Genomic DNA, 22,258 nt, shown 5'->3' on the forward strand with positions numbered 1-22,258 from the left:
CTGAGGCCGAAAGCAGGTCGCGGGTGGTGTCGTGGGAAGGCTCGTTGTCAGACCCCGCGCCTAGCCTTACAGCTACAGGTCGGTTTCGGCGCATGGGGGTTGCGTGGCATTCGACGGTGGGCGGGTCGCTGCTCGCGGGTTCCAGTATCAGTATCTGCGCACGGTCGAGGCACTGCTGGCCAGTGTGCGCACCGGCAAGGCGGCTGTCTGCCGCATCGAGGGGCCCGGGGATACGGTGTCGCTCCAGCATACGGATTCGGTGGATTTTGATCTGACCGACGCCGATGGCCGCTCGCTGATGGCGGTCCAGGTGAAGAGCGCCGGAGCGGGACGGACTGTGCGGGCACGCGAGGCGGCGGCGGTGCTGGTGCATCTGGTCACCGGGATCGACGCCGAGCAATACCAGCTGATCACCTCGGCCGTACCGGATGAGGGATGTCTGCGGCTGGCCGAGCTGTTGCGCCATAACCGCGGTGACGTGCCACGGATCAAGGCCGAGCTGAAGAACCTTCTGGTGAAGGCCCCTGCTGCGTGGGGTATCTGTCAGGCGCTGCCGGAGGAGCATTGGGAGCGTCTGGCGCGTGCGGGGGTCGAGTTCGATGGCCGCAGCGACGGGCAGCTGCGTGCGGATCTCAATGACGCGCTGCGCGCCGAACGGGGGCGTGCCGGGCAGGGATTGTCGCGTAGGGCCGGAGGGCTGGTGCTGGGTCATTTGGTGGCCGAGGTCCTGCGCCGTGCGGCCGACCCTGGCCTGGCGGACTGGGATGTGCGGGATTTTCACCGGTCGGTGCTGGTCGGCGACGAGGAGTTGATTGCGGCTGTCGGCCGGCAGGAATTCGGGATCGTCTACGGACAGCTGCCGCCCATTCCGGAGGTGGTGCGCGCGGACCTCGTCGATGGGATCGGAGAGGTTCTCTCTCCCGGCGAGGAGGGCGCTGGGGGTGTGAGGACGTGTGTCGTCACCGGGCTGTCGGGGTTGGGAAAGTCGAGCCTGGCGGCGGCCCACATTGCTGATCAGGCCTTCCGCTATGACGCGGTGTTCTGGGTGGATGCCGAGAGTGAGGAGGCCTTGGTCGGGTCGTTTGCCCGCGTGCTGGCGCATCTGAACGGCAGTGAGGAACCGGCAGAGGTGCGGGATCCGCGGTTGGTACGCGAGCGGGTGCATGCCGCGTTGCAGTCCCTGCCGGGGCGGTGGCTGATGGTGTTCGACGATGCGAGCGCGCCCCTGGCCAGTGCCTGGATCCCGCGTCGCGGGCAAGGTCGGGTCATTGTCACGACGCTGGGCGGGCACTGGCACGGTGTGCAAGGGCGCATCGATCTGAGCCCGATGAGCGGTGAGGAAGCACTCTGCTTGCTGCGGCTGCGACTGGGCTTGAGTGAGAGCGAGGTTGAGCAGTACGCGGCGTCGCTGTCCCGGCTGGCCCAGGTACTGGAGTGCTGGCCGCTGGCGATTGAGGTGGCTTGTGGCTATCTGGTCAGCTGCGGTATCGGCGTGGACCGGCTTCCCGTCTACACGGATACGCTGATCCATCGGGCCGCGGACGATGAGCGGTCGGTGCCTGCCGGGTATCCGCGGACGCTGGCGGCGGCCGTGGCGCTGAGCACCGAGCGTCTGATCAGCGGCGCCCGCTCACGTGGTCTGCTGCAGCCGACCCTGGCGACGGTGGCCGCACTGTGCTGGCTTGCCCCTCGCCGGGCGCCGGTGCATCTGGCGTTGGCGAGTGCCTTCGTCGGCCCCAAAGTCCTGCCGCCGGCTCCCGGTTGGGTGGTGTTCGACGAGGCGCAGGTTCCGGTGCGCGAGGTCATCCGGGAACTGACCGATGTCTCCCTGGTGCGGTATGACGAGCCCCTGCCAACCCGCAAGGAGGCTTTTCCGGGCAGTGACGACACGGTGTCGATGAACGCGGTGCTGCAGGACATTCTGGCCCGGCACCTGGGGCTGTCGCAGTCGGATGTGGCGGCGGGTCTGTCGCATGTGGCCTGTCACACTGACCGCTGGCTGCGCGGGGCCCTGCTCTCCGGGCAGGCGGAACGGACCTGGGAGCTGGCCCAGCACGCCACTGCGTTGGTCGGGCACATCCGCTCCACGCGCACAGCCGACGGGTACACGGCCCTACTCATGGGCAATCTGGCGGCGTTTCACCATGCCCACGGCCAGTACGACGCCGCCCACAGCCTGCTGGAGCTGGAGCTGGAGTGGCTGGGCCGTGCCGGCGACCCGGACGAGGGGCTGGCGGCCCAGGCGCACACCCTGCTTGCACACCTTGCCCAGCTGCGCAAGCAAGCCGACGCCGGCCCCCGTGTTGCCGCCCATCTGCGTCCCGTGTTGTTCTACCTCCGCCAGCTCGACGGGCCGCCGCCCGAGCCCGTCGCCAACCTCGCGGCCGAGGCGTCACGGATCCTGCAAATGCGACTGCGCGACCAGCCGGACCCTGCGCTCGCGCAACTGCTGGAGGACTTCCGTGCCCTGGCCGACGTGCTCCCCACCAAGACGACACAGGCGGTAAAGGACCTCCTCGCCGTCCAGGACCTGTTGGAACAGAGGGAAGCCGAACGCGCCGAACATACCGCCACCGCAGCCTTGGCCAGGAGCACCGATCCATGGTCTGCCGCCACGGCCGACCTCAAACGCCTCCTGGTCGAGGCGCTCGTCCTGCAGGACAAGTGGGAGCAGGCCGATGCTGCGCTCAGCGACTTTCTGCCTTATGCCGGCCCGCGCACGCTGTACGGGTTCGCCCTTCACCACCTGGTGCACAACGTCGGCTGCAGCTGCGCCTGGACGTGGGTGACACAGGGAGAGCAGCGTGCGGTGGAACTTTTGGGACGGCTGCTGGAGGAAACCGGCATCGCCGAGAATCCGGCGCTCGAGACGGCCACCGATGAGGCCCGGTTCATCCTGCTGCAGGTGGTGCACGACAGCTGGCGGGCCATGAACGGAAACTCCCAGTATGGGGAGTTCCTGGAGCAGATGAGCCGGCTCAACGACAAGACGTTCACCGAGCCCTACGACCCGGACAGCGTGTGGGAGCGGATCTACTCCGGCTTGATGCCGCGGCTGTCGGCCGTGATGGGTGAGACGGTGCACCGCAACTACCAGGAGGAGGGAGACGCCATCCTGGCCACCGGCCTGCCCTCGCTTGATCGGGATCCAGCGGTCAAAGACGCCTACGCGACTGCCCGCTGCCACGCGGTGCTGTCGTTGTCCACAGATCCGGTCTACGGCGGCCTCGCCGGACGCTCCACCATCGACCTCCTCCTGCCGGAAGCCCGAAAGTTCCTGCCCGGTCCGAAAGCTGTGGTCATCCTGCAACCCCACAAGATGGTCGGTGCCACCTCCCCCGACACCGGCAAGTCCATCGAGCTTCAGGTCCACCGAGCCTGCGACAAGGGCCTGCGCCGCCTGGTCGGACCGCAGTCCACCCTCATCTCCCCCCAGCACCTCACCCTTGTGCTGACCGGCCAGCAGCTGACTCTCGAACACGACGACGGCGCCGTCATCGCCCGCGCGACCGTACGAGCCTCCAGCCAATGGCGACAGGCGGCCCGCACCCGCCACAGCGCGGTGGTCTACTTCGGCTACGGCTTCGCCCTCCACGACTCCCCCACACACCGGCGACTCATGGCCTCACCCACCGAACTCGGCCGCCACATCAACAGCGCCAGCGACAACGGCCTCCTCGCCGCAGGACTCGTATCCGTCCGCCTCCAACTCGCACCGTCCGTACAGCACCGGCCGCCGGCTACAGCCCGCCAGCAACCCCGCCGGTCGACCCGCGCCCGACGGAGGAAACCTCACAGGTAAGCGCAACTGCCACGCTACTGGCGACCCAAATCCACCTATCGGTCGGGCAGTTCAGGCCGAACCACGATAGGCAACCGCCGCCAGGCAGCGGCCCTCAACCCGCACGGTCAGACCATGTAAAGTGAACAAAAAACGCCTTGCTGATCTCCAAAACCACAAGTGAGCAAGGGCATTCCCCACACGTGTGGGGGTCTGTCCACGGATCTGCTGGTGGTCGGCTTCGACCTGCGGTCTTCCCCACACGCGTGGGGGTCTATCGATCCCTCCGGCGAACTGCTCCCGCTGCCGCGAGTCTTCCCCACACGCGTGGGGGTCTCTCCATGTCTTCCGGCTTTTCTCCAGGCTTGAGGAATTCTTCCCCACATGCGTGGGGGGTCTGTCCTCACATACGTGGGGTCTGTCCTCATAGGTAACTTCCCATCGGGCCATGGGCACGTCTTCCCCGTACACGCGGGGGTTTCTCCCAGGTCTGGGATACCGACCACCTGCAGACCCGTCTTCCCTGCACATGTGGAGGTCGGCCGTTCTCGTACATGCGGCGAACCTTGATGCGGTCGCCCTCCCCACAAGCGTGGGGGTCTGCCTGGCTGATGGATCTGGTCTCGGTGATTCCAGGAACACTCCCCACATGCCGTGGGGGTCTGCCAGGCGCCTATCTCTCCGCCCTGAAGACCCATCTGTTCTCCCCACCGACGTGGGGGTCTCACCCCACCAGGCAAGCGCTTGCCGGAGGACGCATAGGCTTCCCCACGCGTGTGGAGGTTTGTCCATTGAGGCGATCGTCTCTGGGGCTGCAACAACGTTGCCTACAGCTGGGCGGTCGGCGTGGTGGCCGCCGCCACACTCGGCCTCGACATACGGCACCACTACCAGCAGGCGCGGCGGCCGCGCGAAGGCACGCAGCGCCACGAACCGAAACTCATCAGCCACTCCCCCACTGTGGCGAAACATCCCTCACCCAGGCAGCCGAGCTATCCCCACGTGCGGCACGCTCCCGTTCCCGCGATGCCTCGCTCGGCCACCAGCAGGCACAACCCGACCCGGGTCTTCCGGACACCGCAGCACGCGACACCTGAGCTGGCCACGCAGCGAAGGACCAGCGAAAACACGCCACTCGATGCCCCAGGGCACCGCCGGAGACCAGCCACCGAACCGAGCATCCAATACAGTTGGGACAGAAAATTGCAGGTCAGACGGATACTCCTATGGGCTTCTCATTTCAATGCGCTGGAGATTCTCAATCGATGTCACCAACCCTTCTCGTTTGATGTCAACGGTTCTGCGCTGTGATCAGTCGAGATGCATGGCATCCAAGTGAGAACTGATGGTGACACCGAAGTGAGAGGTCGCAGTCGCGGCCGTCCGGGGCGGAAGCGCCATCACGGCCGGATGGGTACGGGACGCGCGGGTACGGGACGCGCGGGTACGGGACGCGCGGGCCTGGCGTGGTCAGCGCGGCCAGGGAAGCAGGGGTGCGCCAGCCGGCCGAGGGCGCGGCGGGCGGGACGAGGTCCGGCATCGCGAGCTGAGCGAGGTCGGTGCCGGCAGTCTGGGCGAGTTCGGCCTCGGCCTGCGCGGTGGTCAGCGCGCCGAGCCGCTGAGGTGCCGCGGGCTGGATGGCGGCGGCGTAGCGCTCGCGCCGGGAAGCCTCCAGGTCCTCCTTCAGACGGCGGCTGCGGGCCGCCCGCGCTTTTCCGTACAGCGCTGACCTGTTGCCTCGGTGGCCTGGTCAGCCAGGTCCGCGGGACCCAGGTAGCGGCCAGTGGCCGCGTGGTAGACCTCGATGCGGTGGTCGTGGTGGAGCATGAAGCGGAGGCGGACCTGGATCCCGGTCTGGCCGGTCATCCACGACCCCACGTCGTCGCGTTTCCTGAAGCGGATGCCGCGGGTGGTCAGCGTGCGGGTACCGGCGTCCTCCAGGGTGAACGTCCACAGATCCGTCGCGGGCACGTCCCGCAGCGGGGTGGGACCGCCCTGCCACGCCTCAAGCGGAGTCTTGCCCCGCAACGGCGCCGGGCAGTGCTCGGTGTTCCACCAGAGCGTCCAGGCCAGCAGCCGGGCGGTGAAGTCCTCGAAACCGAGCAGCACTTCGTCCTTCGGGCGGGAGGAGCATTTGCCGGGGCGCGGCTGGCGGGCACAGCCGGGCAGCGCGGCCAGGAACATGCTCTCCACCGCCCGGTTCAAGCCCTCCACGGTGCCCTTGAGGTCGGGGGCGCAGGCGGGCAGGTCCTCCACCGTCACGTCCAGGAGACCGAACGCGGCGGTCACCGTCCTGGACAGGAAGTCCTTGCCGCAATTCCATCCGTACTTTCCCCGGCAGGCCACCGAACGGACCGTAGGATTCCTCACGCAGGACCGCGCAGCGCGGCCAGTACCGACTCCCGCGACGCATCCCCCGGCGTGACCGCGACACCGGTGATCGCGTTCGTCGCGCAGTCGGTGAACCAGGTGATCCACGGCCTGCGCGCCTCGCCCTCGACGTCGACCAGCACCGGCGCCTGGACGTAGCCGGTCTCCCCCACCTGGTTGCGCCAGCCGCGCGGCCGGGCCAGGAACACATCATGCTTGCGCGCCGCCCGCTCCCCTCCCGCAAGCCCCGCCCGCTCCCCCCGGCATCAGATCACGGCGGATCACCCGATGCAGCGTCGCCAGCGACGGTGCATCTGCAGGCGGAGACTGCCTGGCAGCGCACAGGACCAGCTCACGATGAACCGCCCGCACGTAGCCCTTCCACAGCGCCAACAGCTCACGGACTTCAGGCGTAACGGTGAACCCCGTTCCCCGGGGACGGGCGCCGGGGGTTCACGGCCGCGGCCTCACCGCACTCAGCGGCTGCCAGCCACCGCCAACCGCGCGCTCCGACACCCCAAGCGCATCCGCAGCCACCCATACATGACCTGCAGTCAGCTCCTTTCCCCGCCCGCAGTGCGAGCAGCCGCCGCACAGCAGGACCGCGCAGCGCAGTCCTCGACACCCCAAGCGCATCCGCCGCCAACACGGACGACGCCTGCGTCCTCCATCTCAGCTCCCCTCGCCCGGTAGGACGTGTGCTTACCCGGCGGCCGGGAGCATGCCCTCGCCCTCCCGTCCCTTGCAGGAACGCTCCGTTCACACTGACGGCGCGACCCCCTGGAACAGCCAACCTCAGCAAGGCCCGGTCAACGGATGCGTCAGCGGTGGCAAGCAACGCGTTCTGCAGGTGCCCAGTCAAAGCGGCCACGTGCGCAACGTGCCATGCGCGCACGACCGGTCGATCCACGCCAGATCCGACCCCGAGACAGTGCGCCACACCGGACGGAAGCCGCTCACCACACACGCCACTTCCGCTCTGCCCAAGCGAGAAACCTCCCACTTCCGCTCTGCCCAAGCGAGAAACCTCCCACCATGCACCGATACACGATGCCACCCACGCCAGCCAGCACAGCACCCACTCACCGCCCGCCCCACACAGCACAACACAGCACCAGCACCAGCGTGATCCGGATACCGCGACAGTCCCCACAAACTGCGCGAACAGGACACAGGATGCTGCGTCAAATCACTGATCAGCAAAGTCGGAAGGCCCGAGAAAACGCCTGACGGCCCTAGGCATTGCTCCGCAACCACCGACGCCCGCCTAGCGGCCGTCCAGACCAGTGGACGGGGCGACGTCACGCAGGGGCGCCGAGCGGCGGATGCTCAAGCACGCGGGGCTTGTACTCGACCAGCTGGATGCGGCCGTCGAAGGTGCGGTGCTCGATCATCTCGAGGGCAACATCCGGATAGCCGTCGTAGATGCGTTCTTCGCCCGTGGCCCCGGTGATCACCGGGAACATCACGACCCGGAAGCGGTCGACGAGTCCGGCTCGTAGCAGGGACCGGCACAGGCTGAGGCTGCCGATCGTGCTGAGGAGCCCCGAGCCCTTCGACTTCATGGCGCGGACCGCCTCGACGGCGTCGTCGCGGACGAGCGTGGAGTTGGCCCACGTCAGTGGCTCCTCGAGTGAGGAGGAGAACACCACCTTGGACGCTTGCGTGAGCTCGTCGACGGACGCCTCTTCTTCGGGCCTGAACTCGTCTTGGCCATCCGGTACCTCGCCCGCGGCGAAGCCCGACATCAGGCGGTAGGTGTTCGCTCCCATCAGGTAGGTGGCCTCGGGCTGCTCGCCGAGCCATGCGAGGTACTCCGGGCCCTCGAGGCCCCAGAACCCGGGCCATCCCTCTCCCGATGCGTGGCCATCGAGGGAGGTGATGAAGTCGACGAGAAGCTCCGACATGGCGGTGTCCTTTCCTAGGTGTCATGAGCTTGGACCCGCCGGGAGCCACAAACTCATCGGCCGCGCTGTGGAGTAACGAAAAACCCATGACGCTGCAGCCGATCAGGTCGGCGGAGCGGCACTGCTTCGGAGGGCCCGGAGGGCCGGTTCAAAGATGGGTTCTCAGCCGAGCCGTTGGGCGCCCCGGCCCCCGGCCCCGGCACAAAACCAGGAGTGCACTGGTCGCCGCTCCTCCGCGTGCCGATCGCCAGGGCCGCGGGGTACGTCTACAGGTCGAATTCGAGATGCTCGATGTCCGTGAAGCGCACCTCCTCCAACTGGCCGGCGCGGCGGCCGCCGTCCTGGAAGTACACCTCCTTGAGCGCTTCGGCGGCGATCTCCTTGAGCTGTTGCTCCGTGGCGCCAGCTTCCTGGGCTTCGAAGAGACGGGCGGCGTAGCGGGGCGGCAGGGCGACGGTCAGGTGCCGGATGCGGTCCTGGTCCGTCGTCCCGATCGGCGCGGTGTAGCCGAGCCGGGCGCGGGTGTCGATGACGATGCCGCCGGTCGTCGCAGCCTTCTCGCGGGCCTTGGCCCGGATCTGCGGCTGCCACCGGGCCTTCACCTCGCGCTCCAAGCGCGCGGCGAGGTCCGGGCGGGGCTTCTTGATCTGGTCCTTCACGTACCGCTCGACGGTGCGCTGGGACACCCGCAGCATCTGGGCGACCGCCTTGGTGCCTTTGAGCTGCTTGACCAGGTACCGCATCTGCGCGGGCGCGCTCTTGGGCACCGGGCGGGTGAACGCCTTCTGCACCGCGGCGTCCAGGCCGTCCCCGAACACACTCATCGCCTGCTACTCCCCGTTGTCGACGTCGGTGACGGTGCCGTCCTTGATGTACCGGGCGAGGTTGAGCTCCGGAGCGTTGAACCGCTCCCGGACCTCCTCACCCCACAGGACGGTCTGGGTGCCCTCGTGCTTGACCAGGCCCGGGTTGATGCCGAGCTTGAAACCGCCGGGCAACGGCTTGCCCTCCCGGTAGGGCAGAAAGTCCAGCGGCGAGGGCCCGCCTGCCGCGTAGACGACGCAGTCGGACAGGATTGCGACCGGGTACTGCCCGGTGAACGCCGCGTGCTTGACGATCTTGCGGTGCAGGTTGATCCGGGTGCGGGAGATGACCGCCGCGCGGATGTCCGGCCGCCACGTCGGCCGGGACAGTGCCCGCCATGGCTCGCCGGGCTTCCAGCCCTCGCCCCGGGGCCGCTCGCGCAGCTTGCCCAGGCCGCCCTTGACCGTCGCCTTGATGGCGTCCACGACGATCGCCAGCTGCGGGTCGCGTTGCCGCCAGCCCTCCATCGCCGCGAGGAAGTCGGCCGGCGACAGGTCCGCGCCGACGCCGAGGTCGGCCATCGTGGCGAGGTAGGCGTCACGCAGCCGGTTGTACCAGGTGTCCAGGTAGCGGCCGTTGTCGTGGCGCACCCACGCCTCGATCGGCGTGACGTCGAAGCCGAGTTCCACCGCGTACGCCACGGTCGGCGTCGCGTACCAGGCCGGGCCGGTCGGACGCTCGCCCTTCGGCGTGAACGGGGAGGGCAGCAGGGAGCCGTCCAGCTCCACCCACTCCTTGCCGACCTTCACGCGGGACAGGTCGACATGGCTCAGGTCCACCAGCCACGAGCCGGGCAGCTTCGGGTCGAAGACCGGGTTCGTGACATGCGTCGGGGCTCCGAGGCCGACGTTCAGGCCGTTCGCTCCGGCGGCGAAGGCCATGTTGACGTCGATGCCCACCAGGTGGCGCAGGGTGCACTCGGCATCGGTCATCGGCCGCGCCCAGTCGTACGCCTCCTCGAACAGCTTCTCCGCAGGTCCCCGGACGTGGAAGCGCGGCAGGTCCTTGAGCAGCGGGTGCCCGTCCGGGGCCTCGCAGGGCGCGCAGTCCACCGGGTCCTTGCCCAGGGAGCCAGGGGTCTTGTCGTCGGCCTGCCGCAGGACGCCGGTCTTCTCGTCGCGCACGGCGTACGTCGGCGGGTGCAGGGCGGTCATCAGCTCCAGCCCGGTGACGGCGGTCGATCCCCGCGGCGTCATCACCCGGGACGCGTACACGCCCAGGAGCCGGGCGAGTTCCGCCGGCGGAAGCTGCCCGGCCTCGCCCCAGTGCCGGGTGCCCAGCGCGTGCCACGACGGAATGCACAACTGGACGCACTGACGGTCCGAGCCCTTGGCGGGCCGGTAGATCCGGGCCCACGGCCCGAACCCGCGCTTCGTGAGCTGCCACTCGGCGCGGGTCAGCTGCTTGATGACCTTGTGGCCCTCCGGGATGCGCCCGGCAATCCGCTCCTCCTGCGTGAGCGTGGGCGGGAGGCCGTAGCGCTCCAGGGCGGCCTCGGTGAGCACGATCAGCGGGTCGGCGTCCTTGCCCGGCCCGGAGAGCTTCGACTGCCCGAGCTTCGCCTCCTTGAGCGTCCAGTCCACCAGGGTCGGCAGCGACTTGGCGGGCACGTCCAGGACCAGGCCGCCGACGCAGTACGCCAGCACCTGACCATCTGCGTCGACGTCGACGACCGCCAGCGGGCCGTTCTCGAACCGCGAATCGACGCTGCCCGCCGGGGCGTTGGCGGGGGCAGCCTTCCGCGCGGCCGGGCGGCGCGACGTCAACGACGTCCTGGTCGTGGCGGGCGGGCGGGCCGGGGCTTTCGCGGCAACTGGCGCCGACGGAGCCGGGGCGGGCTCGGCCGTGAACGTGTCCGGCACGGCGGTCTCGGGGGCCGCCTCGTCTGCGGGGGCGGGGAAGCGTTCGGCGAGACCCTCGAGCAGCCGGGCATAGGCGGCGCGTTGCGGCGGCCGCGGCTCGGTCCTGCCCGACTCCCAGTTCCCCACCGCTTCCCGGCGGGTGCCGGTGGCCTTGGCGACCTGGGTCTGGCTCAGCCCGGCAGCCTCGCGCAGCCGCTTGCGCTCGTCGGGCGGCGGCAGGTCGTCCTGGGCGACTTGCTCCAGCAGTGCATCGACCGCACTGAACAGCTCCTTCTCCGTGGGCACAGAGCTCACCTCCGATGACACCCTACACCAATCGCGCATTGAATCGCTCATTATTTCGCTCTTCAATCGCTCAAGGAGCTAGGTTGATCGCGGCCGTGCAGGCCAAACGCTCGGGCCGGGTGACAGGAGGCGTGGTGGCGGCAGGAGGCAAGGGCTCGGTCGTGCTCAGCGAGCAGGAGCGCTTCGACGTACGGCACCGAGTAATCCTCCCGGCGGCCGTGCGCGACGCTGTCCCGCAGCAGCGGCCGGTCGTTGTCGTTGTGGCGGGCCAGCCCGGCGCAGGGAAGACGCGGCTTGCCGACCTGGTGCAAGCAGTCCTGGACCGACGCGGCGGCGCCGTGCGCGTCGGAAGGGATCTGCACAAACCCGCGCACCGGCACTACCGGGGCCCCTGACCACCGATGTCCGTACCGCCGGAGCGTTGGTCCGCCCGGACACCGCGCGCTGGCAGGCCGCGGTCGAAGCCCGCGTCCGTGACGGGCGCTTCGACGCTGTGGTGGAGTCCGCGCTCGCCGACCCGGCGGATTTCCGTGCCTCCTCGCTCGCCTGCCGGGCAGCCGGCCACCGGATCGAGGTGATGGTGGTGGCCACCGCGGAGGCCCTGAGCCAGCACGGCATCCTGGACCGCTTCCTCACCGACGCCGCCAACGGCGGGGGTCGCTACGTGTCCTGGGAGAACCACGACACCTGCGCGAAGAACCTGCTGACCACGCTGTCCGTCATCGAGACCGAGCAGCTCGCCGACCGCGTCACCGTCGTACGGCACGACGGCACCGTCCTTTACATCAACGAGCTCACCCCCGAGGGCACCTGGCGGCACCGTCCGGCCGCGCAGCGGGTGGAGCGGGTGGAGCGGGCGCGGCCGTGGAGCGCACCCGAGACCGCAGCCTTCCGCCGCCATCTCGCCCGCACCGACCGTCGCGTGCACACCGAACTCGCCGACGAGGACCGGCGCCTGGCCGTCCAGCGCGACACCGAGCACGCGGCCGCCTGGTCCGAGCCGGTACGCCGCACCGCCCAGCCCACCGCGACGCCGCCCGGAGTCGCCCACCACCGGCTGTCCGCGTCCGAGCATGACTGGATCTTCGACGAGCTGATCACCCCGACGGCGCTCGCAGGCGTGGTGCGTCGGGACGATCCGCGCGCCGTGTACGTGATCGGGCAGCCCGGGGCGGGCAAGACGGCGGCCACCCGGATGGTGCGCCGTGCCATGAGGTCTGGCACCACGCGCCTGCGCGACGACTTCAAGTCCGCGCACCCGGACCACCGGCAGTTGCTCCGGCAGGATCCCCGCGGCGACGGCGCAGCCATCCGCGCCGACTACAAGGCGTTGTTCACCCGCGTGGAGGCCTTCGTCCGGGACCGGCGCGGCGACCTGCTCATCGAGACCGCCCCCGGCCACGCCGACGACGTCCTCGGCAGCGCCCTCGCCTGCTCCGAGGCCGGCTATCCGGTGGAGCTCGTGGTACTGGCCGTACGGGAGGCGGACAGCCGCCTGTTCCACCGCGCTGCGCTACGCCCGCCCACATGCAGTCGTCCCGGATCGGAGTTTCCCGCCACGCCGTTCAGCTGCTGCCGGTGCCCCGGGCGGGCTACGACTCCAACTGCCTCAGCCGGGCCGCGTAGAGCTCAGCAAGGCGGTCTTCCTCCTCCGGGCCGGCCTTCTCCAGTCGCTGGAGGTCCTGGTAGATGGCCGTGCGGTCGGCCGTCAGCTGCGCGATCCGCTCATCGTCGAGCAGCGGCGCCCGACGCTCGGCAGCGATCCACGATCCGCTCGGTGTACCACCGGACCACCTCCTGCACGATGTCGATCGCCTGCTGCGCCTCGCCCTCCTCCAGGCCGGAGACGTCGGGCTCATCTGGTGTGCCGGACATGGCAACCCCCTTGATCTTGATCATGAACGGGAGTGGCCGTCGTCCTCCGGACGGCCGCTTCGCAAGCTTTCCCGCTCACCCGCCGTACAGGGCGCGCAGCTTCCTCTCCCTGCGGCGGTAGTTGATCCGCCATTGCCAGTCCCGGATACGGCAGTGGGCCCGGCTGATCCGACTGTCGATCACCTGGTATTCGGGGTCGGCCAGGCGGACCAGGTCCTGGTCGGCCCCCAGGGAGATGCCGAAGAAGCTGCCGTCCTGCACTTCCTCATACAGGGCGATGCCGCTGGTAACAACGGTGTTGATCGGTGCGCTCGCCCGGTAGGCGGCTTGCCTGCGAGGCACAAGGCGCGTGCGGGAGTCGTCCCCGTCGTCGAACCAGTCGAGGGCGGGAGGAACGGCGTTGTAGCCGACATCGTTGACACCGACGTACCACGATCGGTAGCCGCCTGGATTGCCGAAGTAGTGGTGCTCCCGGTACCCGAACCGACGGTTGCCGAGCCAGGCGCGGTGCTCGCCCGGGTCGTCGAGGGCTGCGAAGGTGCTCTTCCCCAGCCGGATCAGCGTCTCGCCGATCAGCACGCGGGGCCGGAACCACCAACTGATCGTGGTGAGCCCATACATGACCACGGTGTCGTCGTCGCTCCAGGTGACCAGGTAGCCGAGCCTCGACAAGGGCCACGTCCGTACGGTGATCCCGACTTTCCTGTCGTCCTCGTCGACGTCTGCGGGTTCGTCGGCGAGACGGGTGCATTCCATGGTGGACTGCCACTTCGGCTCGCCCAGCAGGGATTCGACGTAATCGTGCCGCACGCCCGGGGCGATCTTGCGGAGACGGGTAGTGAGGTAGCGCCTGCGGCCGACGGTGCGGCGCCATCCCTCGGTGAGCGTCTTGGTGAGGCTCCAGGTGGCTACGAGCACTCCCGCCAGCTGCCAAAGGTTGAGGGTGGCGTTGTACCAGGGCTCCGGATCGGGCTTCATCGCTGAAGAATGCCGTACCACCCTCCGCAGCACAGCAGTTGGCTGCCCCTGTAAGCGGGAGGAGGCAACGTTTGTCGTCGGTTTCGGGCAGTACTTGGCGATCGCAGTGCTCGGGAATGTCGATGAGAATCAGCAACACGGCCTGCTGCTACGGCTGTCGCTGGCTGGCGTCAGGCCCGCGCGAACGGCATCACGGGCGGCATGGCACCCGCGCATCAGGCCGGCCGCGCGTCGTTCGCGGCGAACCCTCCCGCCTCCGTGGCGGAGGGCCTGCCGCTGCCGGCCGTGGCCAACGAGCGGAACCGCATCGGGCGCGGCGAGAACGAGGTGCGCGTGCTGACGGAGGCTGTGTTCGTCAGGTGGCGCATCAACGCACGAACACAGCGGCCGGCACTCCCCCGCCACGGTCCATTGCTTTATGGGATGCCTCGCCCACAGATGGGCGTATTGGGCTTCAAGTTCACAATTGATGATGATATGGGACTGTCCAATGTTCCGCACTCGAACGGAAAACGCCCCGCATGCGCATCCGCAAGCTCCTGACCGTAACCGCCATGGCTGGCGCAGCAGTCCTCGGCAGCATTGGCCCAGCCACCGCCGCAGACGACGACGAGAACAGCGTCAGCATCGTTCAATCCGCTTCCGGGAATGACCAACCAGAGCATGTCGGACATGAAATGCCGAGCTCGTCGCCTAAGCACGGCGTGAATCGAATCGGGGGCATCTCCGACCAACGCCAGACTCCGGCCGCAGAGAGTCCTGACCAAGACGCAGGCGAAAGCCTACTGAGCAGGCTGCTCGGCTGAGCGAATGGCGCGGAGCTCTGACCTACGCCCGGCACACCCTTGATGTTTGTGGAGCGCCGACAGGGCCCGCGACGATGCATCGTCAGATGCCAACCCCGGCCAAGCGGGTGCCGTCATCGCACGCGGCCTGCGTTCGCCACGCGGGTTCCCGCAGAGTCAGCGGTCGACATAGCCCTCGCGGAGGGAGCCGCCTGGCAGGTCCAGCACATGGATGACTGGGCCGCCAACGGTCCCGGGTGCGTGCCTGGCGAGGGCTGGGGTCCATCTTCAAACGAAGGTCGAGGGCGTCCGGGCTCGCGCTGGCGATGCACCACCAGACGGCCTGCCCCGAGACCAGTTGGGGATGGGTTCCGGTCCGGTGGTCCGGGCAGATCTGCTCATGAACGACTCCGGCCCCCGGCGACGCTATGTCACCGGGGGCCGGATGGTGGTAGCGGGGACAGGATTTGAACCTGCGACCTCTGGGTTATGAGCCCAGCGAGCTACCGAGCTGCTCCACCCCGCGTTGATGCCTCCAGAGTACGGGACGCCAGCGATGCGCGCGGTGGTTTCTGGCGGCCCGGGCGGCGAGCCGCGGAGACCACCCACACGCCGCGTTACCGATAGCCGCAACCATGCCCCTGCGCCGTCCAAGCTCGAGCCCGACGACTCTGCCGTATGAAGGTGCGCCGCTCGGGGAAGAAACATGCGGTCCTTCGAAGGCCACTTTGGGGGAGTAAGGGGGCGGTCGTGAGTGGGATGCGCGATGCGCAGCGCACACGGCAGGCGAGGCAAAGGTTGGCCCGGGGGCGGTCGGCTCCTATTCAGGTGCGAGCCCGCGTGAACACGACGAGCGGCGGGCCGTGGTGGCGTCAGATTCCGTGGATCGCTATCGGCACAGTACTCACCGTGGTGGCCGGTATTGGGACTCTCGGTTTCACGGGCGTCGCAACCTACTACGACGCGCGAGTAGCAGCGGACGCACTCGACCAGTCCAGGGAAGACGCTGCCGACAAGGAGCGCAGTCAGGCAGTTCTTGTCTCTGCCTGGGTCGAGGGCTCAAGCCTCCGCCCCATGTCACTACACGTGATCAATCGGTCGCCCGACCCCGTGAGCTTCGTTTCAATCAGAGTGTCGATTTCATTTCGTAGTAAGGGTGTCAGATATGATGGTCTTTCTTGGTCGGAGACCAGCCTGCCCCCCTGCACGGAACGCGTGTATCGCGGACGTCAACTTGCAACACCACAAGCAGGAGAGGTGGGGCCGGCGCTGCAATTGGGCAGCATATTGTTCGTGGACCGCTATGGGGACGGTTGGGAGCGGACTTGGGACAGCTTGCGCCGGTTGCCGGAACCATTCCAAGGATTCGACAATAGTCAATTTGATACTTACGACCGCAGGTATTTGACCGAGACGCCTCGATATGAGGAGAAGCCTGTCGCGCGATGCGCGGACCTCGGCAGCTGACACCGCCACATAGGCTCTGGTCCACTTCGTGTGGTCGCGTGACCCTCGGTCACGCCAACAGGACTCGTTTGCGCAGGAGCTCGAATCCGGCGCGGCCGAACATCTGGCGCTTGAGCATCTTGATCCGGTTGACGTGGCCTTCCATGACGCCGGAGTTCCAGGGCAGTGTGAGGCCCGCGGTGACGGCGTCGAGGTCGCGTTCGAGGTGTTGGGCGAAGTGCCGGTGGCTGGGCAGGGCGGTAGTGGAGGTGGCCGCGTCGATCCAGGTCGGCAACTGATCGCCCTGGAGGTGAGCGACCCTGTGGCCGAATGAACGCAGCAAGATCGTGTTGAGGGTCATCCCGAGCTGCCGGGCGACGGACCGCTTGCTGTGCCCGGCGGCGAGGAGAGCGTGGATGGTGGCGTGCTTGGCGCGGGTGCGTTCGGCGAACCGGTGTCCTGTCGACCAGGGCGACGCAGCCGGCTCCGCCTCTTCCTGTGGTTCCTCAGGCTGGGCCGGTGTGGGGCGCAAGCAGCCACGGTGCCGGTGGACGCACTTCTCGGCGGCTCGGCCCAGGTCGTGCCAGAGGTGCCGTCGGAAGGGTGGCCGGCGCGTCGTCCTGGTGAACGAGGCCGATCTCGCCGACCTGGGCCGCACGGAAGGCTCCGTCGTCGACCTCGTCAGTGTCTGGTCCGACGGTTCGGAGCGCCGCGCGGACGACTTCCGTATCGTCGCCTATCCCACTCCCCCTGGTTCGTCCGCCGTCTTCTACCCGGAGACCAATGTCCTGGTACCGCTCGACAGCGTTGCGGACATCAGCAACTCTCCGACCTCGAAGGCCGTGATCGTCCGTCCGGAGCGCCCTGAGGAGCGGGGACCGGCGTGAGCCGTCACGGCAGGGGCTTCGGGGCGAATCCGGGCCCCTGCGGCCTACGGGAGATGGTCGCGCGGAAGCGGTCCGCACGCGCCGTTCGACGGTCGGGTTGCGGGCCCCGCCGCTCGGTTCGGATGCCGGCCTCGGGTCAGTGGCCCAGCTCGTCCGGGGGGCGGCACTTCGTTCACCACGGAATCAACGGTCGTTTTCCATGGTCGCGGCACCAAGCAGGCTGTTACGACCAACAGACCAAGAACCTGTTGGCGTCGCATTCGCCGAAGAAGCCGGGCTTCTTCTAGACACCGGAGAAAGGGCGCCTGACCTGGGCGGATGCCCGTCAGGCGCCCTTCGCACCGCCCATCGGCGCCTCCCACCGCTGCGTCGACTCCTCGATGTGGTTCCCGCTGCGTTACGCAAGAGACGTCCGTCGGGTGCCACGACGGTGTCCCGCCGAATGCTGTAGTCACTTCCAGTGGGCCGGCGGGAGGTCCGCGCACGCGGTGAGGTCCGTCGCGGCGTCCAGCAGCATGGTCTTGACCTGGGGGAACTGCCGGCCGAGCCTGTCGGCCACCACGTTCAGCCGGGTGCGGACGGCCTCAGCGGTCGTCTGCGCGAAGATCGTGCGGATGGTCGCGGCGACCCTCTCCGCGGAACCCTTCTGCAGGTCGCCGAGGCAGCCGGGGTGAACATCCGGACTCTGCGCCATTACGAGCGGCGTGGCGTGGGTGCCGCGCGATCTCGGCCTCGATGTGTTCGACAAGGCACCCGCTCAGGCGAGGGTGACCTCGACGGGCAGTTTCTTGATGCCGTTGACGAAGTTCGAGCGCACGCGCGGCACGTCGCCGGCCAGCCGGATGGTCGCCAGGCGCGGGATGAGCTCCTCGAACATGATCCGGATCTCGGTGCGGGCGAGCAGGTTGCCCAGGCACAGGTGCGGGCCGCCCTTGCCGAAGGTGATGTGGTCGTTGTGCTGCCGGGCGACGTCGAAGTCGTACGGGTTGCCGAAGACCTCCTCGTCGCGGTTGCCGGAGGCGAACCACATGACGACCTTGTCGCCCTCCTTGACCCGCTTGCCGCCGAGTTCGACGTCCCGGGTCGCGGTGCGGCGGAAGTGGTAGACGGGCGAGGCCCAGCGCAGGAACTCCTCGACCGCGGTGGGGATCAGGGAGGGGTCCTCCTGGAGGCGGGCGAGCTGCTCGGGGTGCTGGAGGAGGGCCAGCATCGAGTGGGTGATGGTGTGCCGGGTGGTCTCGTTGCCGGCCACGACCAGGAGCAGGAAGTAGTTGTCGAAGTCCTGGGCGGAGAGCGGGACTCCGTCGCGTGGGGTGGTGTTGACGAGCTTGGAGACGAGGTCGTTCCCGTCGCCGCCGCGTCGCTGCCGGGCCAGTTCCCGTCCGTACTCGAAGACTTCGAGGGAGGCGGGCGAGCGGAACGGCAGGTCGCGGTACTTCTCGCTCTCCTCGCTGTGCAGCAGGACGTCGGCGTAGTCGGGGTCGGTGTTGCCGATGATCCGGTTGCCCCAGTCGATGAGCCGCTGGTTGTCCTCGGGCGGTACGTCGAGGAGGCGGGCGAGGACGTTGATGGGGAAGTCGGCGGAGACTTCCTTGACGAAGTCGAAGCTGCCCTTGGTGAGGGCCGCGTCCAGGGTCTTGGCCGTCAGACCGCGCAGGAAGTCGCCGTAGCTGTTGATGACGGCCGCCCCGAACTGCCGCTGGATCACGCTGCGCAGCGCCCGGTGGCGGACGCCGTCCAGCTCCAGGATGGAGGCCCGCTTCTTGATCTGGTCGTCGTCGACCTCTTCGAGGTTGACGAACCTGGTGGAGGTGAAGGTCTCGGCGTCGCGGTCGACCCGGGCGATGTCCGCGTGCCGGGTCACGGCCCAGAACCCGGAGTTGGGGGCGTCCTCGGGCTGCCAGTGGACGGGGTCCTGGTGGCGCAGGGTGTGGAACATGCGCCAGGGCGTGGTGCCGTCCGCGAAGTGGTCGAGGTCGGCGAGGTCCACCTGGTCGAGCGGGAGGGGCTCGGCGAGGGCGGCGCGCAGCTCGGCGCCCGTGGCGGGAGTGGCGGGGCTGGTCATGGGTGGGGAACTCCTGGGCTGGCTCGGGCCTTGAGGGGCTGACTGGGCGGCCGAAAGGGGCGTCCGGCCTACAGGTGGTGGGCGTACTCGGTGAACTCCCAGTCGGTGACGTGTCGCCCGAAGCGTTCGACCTCGTCCCGCTTGTAGGTGAGGAAGGACGTGGTGAATGCCTTGCCGAGGAGGCCGGTGAGGGCGGTGTCCGCCTCCAGCGCGTCGAGCGCGGCGGACAGGCTCATGGGCAGCACGGCCGACTTGCCGGTGTCGTAGCCGTAGCCCTCCAGCGGGGCCGGCGGCTCCTCGCCGGCCTCGATGCCGAGCAGCGCGGCGGCGAGGGTCCCGGCGATCAGCAGGTAGGGGTTGGCGCTGGCGTCACCCAGCCTGAGTTCCAGCCGGGCACCGGAGCCGCGCTCGGGCGGGATGCGGACCATGGCGCTGCGGTTGTCCAGACCCCAGTCGATCAGCCAGGGGGCGAGGGTGTCGGGGCCGAAGCGCTTGTAGGAGTTGACCGTCGGATTGGCCAGCGCGGCGAGGGCGGGCGCGTGCGCGAGGATGCCGGCGGCGGCGTGCCGGGCCTCGGCCGACAGGCCGTGGGCGCCCGCGGGGTCGTCGAAGGCGTTGCGGCCTTCGGCGTCCTCGCACGAGAGGTGGAGGTGGAAGCCGGAGCCACCGGCATCGTTGAAGGGCTTGGCCATGAAGGTGGCGAGGCGGCCTTCCCTGCGGGCCAGTTCCTTGACGGCGGCCTTGAAGCGGAAGGCCCGGTCGGCGGCCGACAGCGCCTCCGAGTGCAGGAGGTTGATCTCGAACTGTCCGCCGTCGAACTCGTGGTTGCCGCTCAGGACCCCGATGTTCAGGTCCCGGACGTGCCGCAGTGTGCGCAGGAGATGGTTGTCCGGGTCGGCACGCAGCCCTGCCGTGTAGACGACACCGGTCTCCCGTCCGTAGCGGCGCCAGCCTCCGGCGGGGTCCGGCTCGCACAGGAAGTACTCCAGCTCGGGTCCGACGACCGGCCGCAGGTTCCGCTCCCGGCATCGGGCGAGGACGCCCCGCAGCAGGTCGCGCGGCGACTCGGGCGCCGCCGATCCGGTGGCCGGGTCGACGACGTCCGCGAGACAGGTGGCGACACCCGGCTCCCACGGCAGTGCGACCAACGTGTCGAGATCCGGTCGCACGGTGATGTCGGGCAGGCCGGCGTCCAGACCGCCGCCGACCGGGACGACGTCGCCCTGCGGGCTGGTGTGGTAGACGGCCCGGCAGAAGGCGAGCCCGTGGTCCATGGCGCGGGGCAGCTCCTCCAGCAGCACGTCACGGGCACGCTCCGTGCCGAGGAGGTCGGGGTAGGTCACCCGGACCACGTCGATGCCGTCGGCGGCGAGCTGCTCCATGTGCCGGCGGATGTCTGGGCTGTCGTGAGCGCTCACCGATTCTCCTCGGGCGGATGGGGTGGGTGGCGGGAGGACGACGGGAGCCGGAGTGTGCGGCGGGGCAGTGGCTCCGAGGAAGTCGTTTGATTCCGAACGGTATGAAGGGTGCTCGCCGTCCGCAAGAGGGGCGCCCTGAAAATTTATCCACCTGGACAGGTATTGACCAGGACCACGCCGCTTCCTATGTTGTTTGAAGCCAAACGAGCTAGGGGCGCAGCTCCTTCGCACCCCTTTGGCCGAGGGGCCTGGTCGCAGCGCGGTCGGGCCCCTCTCCCCCTCGCCCTGCTCCGACGCCCTCACCCTCTGGAGGAACGGCCATGAAGGTCGTCGTCGACATGAACAAGTGCCAGGACCACGGCCAGTGCGTCTTCGCGGCCCCGGACGTCTTCTCGATGGACGACGACGGTCACCTCGCCTACGTCCCCGACCCGGCCGACGCCCTGCGCGACGAGGTCGAGGAGGCCGCCGACGTGTGCCCGCTCCAGGCCATCCGGATCGAGGACTGAGCACCGTGACCGGACGCATCCTCGTCGCCGGCGCCTCCCTGGGCGGCCTGCGGGCCGCCGAACAACTGCGCGCGGCGGGCTGGACCGGCGCCGTCACGGTCGTCGGGGACGAGCCCCACATGCCGTACAACCGGCCGCCGCTGTCCAAGGAAGTACTGGCCGGCAAGGCGCCGTTCGCGTCGCTGGCCTTCACACCCAGATCAGCCGCGCAGGACGTGGAGTGGCGCCTGGGCACGAAGGTCGTCTCCGCCGGGCTCGCCGAGCGGACGGTCGCACTCGACGACGGCTCGACGGTCTCGTACGACGGACTGGTCGTCGCCACCGGTGTGCGGCCCCGGCGACTGCGCTGCCCGGGGCCCCTGACCGGCCGCCATACGGTCCGTACACTCGCCGACGCCCAGCGCCTGCGGGACGAGCTGACCCGGCCCGGAGCCCGCGTGGTCGTGGTCGGTGCCGGTTTCATCGGCTGCGAGGTCGCCGCCACGGCGGTCGGGCTCGGTGTCGCCGAGGTGACCGTCGTCGACCCGCTGCCGCTGCCCATGGTCGGGCCGCTCGGCGCGCTCCTCGCCCGTGCCCTGCTGAGGCGCCACGAGGAGCGCGGGGTGCGGTTCGCGCTCGGCGTCGGCGTGACCGGCTTCGAGGGCGAGGACCGGGTCACGGGCGTACGCCTCGCCGACGGGGCCGTGCTGCCCGCCGACGTCGTGGTCGAGTCCGTCGGCTCGGTCGCCAACGTCGAGTGGCTGGAGGGCAACGGGCTCGACCTGTCCGACGGCGTGCTCACCGACGAGTTGCTGCGGGTCGGGGGGCGGCCGGAGGCGATCGCGGTCGGTGACGTGGCGCGTTTCCCCAACGCCCGCTACGACGGTGTACCGCGCCGGGTCGAACACTGGTCGATCCCGACCGACACCGCCAAGCACGCCGCGAAGTCCCTTGTCGCCCATCTCAGCGGCAGCGAACAGGAGTTGACCCCCTTCGCTCCCCTGCCCACCTTCTGGAGCGACCAGCACGAGTTCCGGCTGCAGTCCTTCGGGGCGCCCGTCCTCGGTCTGGACGACGTGCGTGTCCTCGACGGTGATCCGGAGGGTGACGTTCTGGTCGGCTACCACCTCGACGGACGGCTGACCGGAGTCGTCGCGCTCGGCGGCCACGCCGTCGCCACGAGCGCCGCCCGTTACCGCGCCCAGCTGCTGAAGCAGCCCGCGCTCACCTCGTAAGGAGTCCTGGCC

General features: G+C 68.9%; 12 protein-coding genes, 1 tRNA gene and 5 pseudogenes. 8 read left to right on the forward strand and 10 right to left on the reverse strand.

Annotated elements, in window-relative coordinates; translation table 11 throughout:
• Nucleotides 1-103: 103 nt before the first annotated feature.
• The gene (locus ADK36_RS00085; RefSeq protein WP_048579851.1) at nt 104-3,802 is read left to right on the forward strand and encodes a hypothetical protein; all 3,699 of its coding nucleotides are present in this window, start codon (nt 104-106) and stop codon (nt 3,800-3,802) included.
• A gap of 1,435 nt (nt 3,803-5,237) precedes the next feature.
• Here ADK36_RS00085 and ADK36_RS51360 read toward each other — a convergent pair.
• The 4 genes and pseudogenes from ADK36_RS51360 to tap form a co-directional block, all read right to left on the reverse strand.
• A pseudogene (locus ADK36_RS51360) lies at nt 5,238-6,709 on the reverse strand (Mu transposase C-terminal domain-containing protein); the annotation flags it as partial.
• Nucleotides 6,710-7,452: 743 nt separating this feature from the next.
• Entirely contained in the window at nt 7,453-8,058 is a 606-nt protein-coding gene (locus tag ADK36_RS00095; RefSeq protein WP_048579850.1) for a dihydrofolate reductase family protein, read from the reverse strand.
• A gap of 266 nt (nt 8,059-8,324) precedes the next feature.
• On the reverse strand, nt 8,325-8,882 hold the full coding sequence (tpg, locus tag ADK36_RS00100) for a telomere-protecting terminal protein Tpg (protein ID WP_048579849.1): 558 nt from the start codon (nt 8,880-8,882) through the stop codon (nt 8,325-8,327).
• Between the two features lie 6 nt (nt 8,883-8,888).
• Complete coding sequence (gene tap / locus ADK36_RS00105; protein WP_234329625.1) at nt 8,889-11,069, reverse strand: telomere-associated protein Tap; 2,181 nt, start codon at nt 11,067-11,069, stop codon at nt 8,889-8,891.
• A 14-nt stretch (nt 11,070-11,083) separates the two neighbouring features.
• On the opposite strand from tap, the pseudogene ADK36_RS49805 reads away from it, so the two are divergent.
• Nucleotides 11,084-11,805: pseudogene (locus ADK36_RS49805) on the forward strand (zeta toxin family protein); the annotation flags it as partial.
• A 417-nt stretch (nt 11,806-12,222) separates the two neighbouring features.
• Nucleotides 12,223-13,065: a zeta toxin family protein gene (locus tag ADK36_RS49810; protein WP_234329626.1), complete on the forward strand. Its 843-nt coding sequence runs from the start codon at nt 12,223-12,225 to the stop codon at nt 13,063-13,065.
• On the opposite strand, the gene ADK36_RS00115 is transcribed toward ADK36_RS49810, so the two are convergent.
• Nucleotides 13,020-13,922, reverse strand: coding sequence for an ETEC_3214 domain-containing protein (locus ADK36_RS00115; protein ID WP_053195851.1), 903 nt, complete (start codon nt 13,920-13,922; stop codon nt 13,020-13,022). The genes ADK36_RS49810 and ADK36_RS00115 overlap by 46 nt on opposite strands.
• A gap of 521 nt (nt 13,923-14,443) precedes the next feature.
• On the opposite strand from ADK36_RS00115, the gene ADK36_RS48605 reads away from it, so the two are divergent.
• A complete protein-coding gene (locus ADK36_RS48605; RefSeq protein ID WP_159391068.1) occupies nt 14,444-14,728 on the forward strand; it encodes a hypothetical protein in 285 nt (94 codons plus the stop codon).
• Nucleotides 14,729-15,156: 428 nt separating this feature from the next.
• On the opposite strand, the gene ADK36_RS00120 is transcribed toward ADK36_RS48605, so the two are convergent.
• Nucleotides 15,157-15,233: transfer RNA gene (locus ADK36_RS00120), tRNA-Met, on the reverse strand.
• A 314-nt stretch (nt 15,234-15,547) separates the two neighbouring features.
• Between ADK36_RS00120 and ADK36_RS48610 the strand changes: the two genes are divergently transcribed.
• Nucleotides 15,548-16,174 carry a hypothetical protein gene (locus ADK36_RS48610; RefSeq protein WP_159029098.1) on the forward strand — a complete coding sequence of 209 codons (627 nt, stop codon included), beginning with the start codon at nt 15,548-15,550 and terminating at the stop codon, nt 16,172-16,174.
• Between the two features lie 49 nt (nt 16,175-16,223).
• Here the strand turns inward: ADK36_RS48610 and ADK36_RS49815 are convergent.
• Nucleotides 16,224-16,751, reverse strand: a pseudogene (locus ADK36_RS49815) (transposase); the annotation flags it as partial.
• Nucleotides 16,752-16,761: 10 nt separating this feature from the next.
• Here ADK36_RS49815 and ADK36_RS48615 point away from each other — a divergent pair.
• A pseudogene (locus ADK36_RS48615) lies at nt 16,762-17,040 on the forward strand (hypothetical protein); the annotation flags it as partial.
• Between the two features lie 454 nt (nt 17,041-17,494).
• Here the strand turns inward: ADK36_RS48615 and ADK36_RS00135 are convergent.
• The 3 genes and pseudogenes from ADK36_RS00135 to ADK36_RS00145 form a co-directional block, all read right to left on the reverse strand.
• A pseudogene (locus tag ADK36_RS00135) lies at nt 17,495-17,692 on the reverse strand (transposase); the annotation flags it as partial.
• 105 nt (nt 17,693-17,797) lie between these two features.
• Nucleotides 17,798-19,105 (reverse strand): cytochrome P450, encoded by a 1,308-nt coding sequence (locus ADK36_RS00140; RefSeq protein ID WP_048579844.1) that lies wholly within the window; start codon nt 19,103-19,105, stop codon nt 17,798-17,800.
• A 68-nt stretch (nt 19,106-19,173) separates the two neighbouring features.
• On the reverse strand, nt 19,174-20,487 hold the full coding sequence (locus ADK36_RS00145; RefSeq protein ID WP_425315462.1) for a glutamine synthetase family protein: 1,314 nt from the start codon (nt 20,485-20,487) through the stop codon (nt 19,174-19,176).
• Nucleotides 20,488-20,843: 356 nt separating this feature from the next.
• Between ADK36_RS00145 and ADK36_RS00150 the strand changes: the two genes are divergently transcribed.
• Together ADK36_RS00150 and ADK36_RS00155 are read left to right on the forward strand one after the other, a co-directional pair.
• Nucleotides 20,844-21,032, forward strand: a complete 189-nt coding sequence (locus ADK36_RS00150; protein ID WP_048579842.1) for a ferredoxin — start codon at nt 20,844-20,846, stop codon at nt 21,030-21,032.
• Nucleotides 21,033-21,037: 5 nt separating this feature from the next.
• A complete protein-coding gene (locus ADK36_RS00155) occupies nt 21,038-22,246 on the forward strand; it encodes an NAD(P)/FAD-dependent oxidoreductase (RefSeq protein ID WP_053195856.1) in 1,209 nt (402 codons plus the stop codon).
• Nucleotides 22,247-22,258 lie beyond the last annotated feature (12 nt).

Source organism: Streptomyces viridochromogenes (assembly GCF_001270495.1).
GTDB classification, from domain to species: Bacteria; Actinomycetota; Actinomycetes; order Streptomycetales; family Streptomycetaceae; genus Streptomyces; species Streptomyces viridochromogenes_A.

What these genes read in the sequence shown, in the direction of transcription:
- ADK36_RS00150 (WP_048579842.1), top strand. Translation starts at nt 20,844, where the DNA reads ATGAAGGTCGTCGTCGACATGAACAAGTGCCAGGACCACGGCCAGTGC.
- tpg (WP_048579849.1), bottom strand. Translation starts at nt 8,882, where the DNA reads ATGAGTGTGTTCGGGGACGGCCTGGACGCCGCGGTGCAGAAGGCGTTC.
- ADK36_RS00115 (WP_053195851.1), bottom strand. Translation starts at nt 13,922, where the DNA reads ATGAAGCCCGATCCGGAGCCCTGGTACAACGCCACCCTCAACCTTTGG.
- ADK36_RS00140 (WP_048579844.1), bottom strand. Translation starts at nt 19,105, where the DNA reads ATGACCAGCCCCGCCACTCCCGCCACGGGCGCCGAGCTGCGCGCCGCC.
- ADK36_RS00095 (WP_048579850.1), bottom strand. Translation starts at nt 8,058, where the DNA reads ATGTCGGAGCTTCTCGTCGACTTCATCACCTCCCTCGATGGCCACGCA.
- ADK36_RS00145 (WP_425315462.1), bottom strand. Translation starts at nt 20,487, where the DNA reads ATGGAGCAGCTCGCCGCCGACGGCATCGACGTGGTCCGGGTGACCTAC.
- ADK36_RS48605 (WP_159391068.1), top strand. Translation starts at nt 14,444, where the DNA reads ATGCGCATCCGCAAGCTCCTGACCGTAACCGCCATGGCTGGCGCAGCA.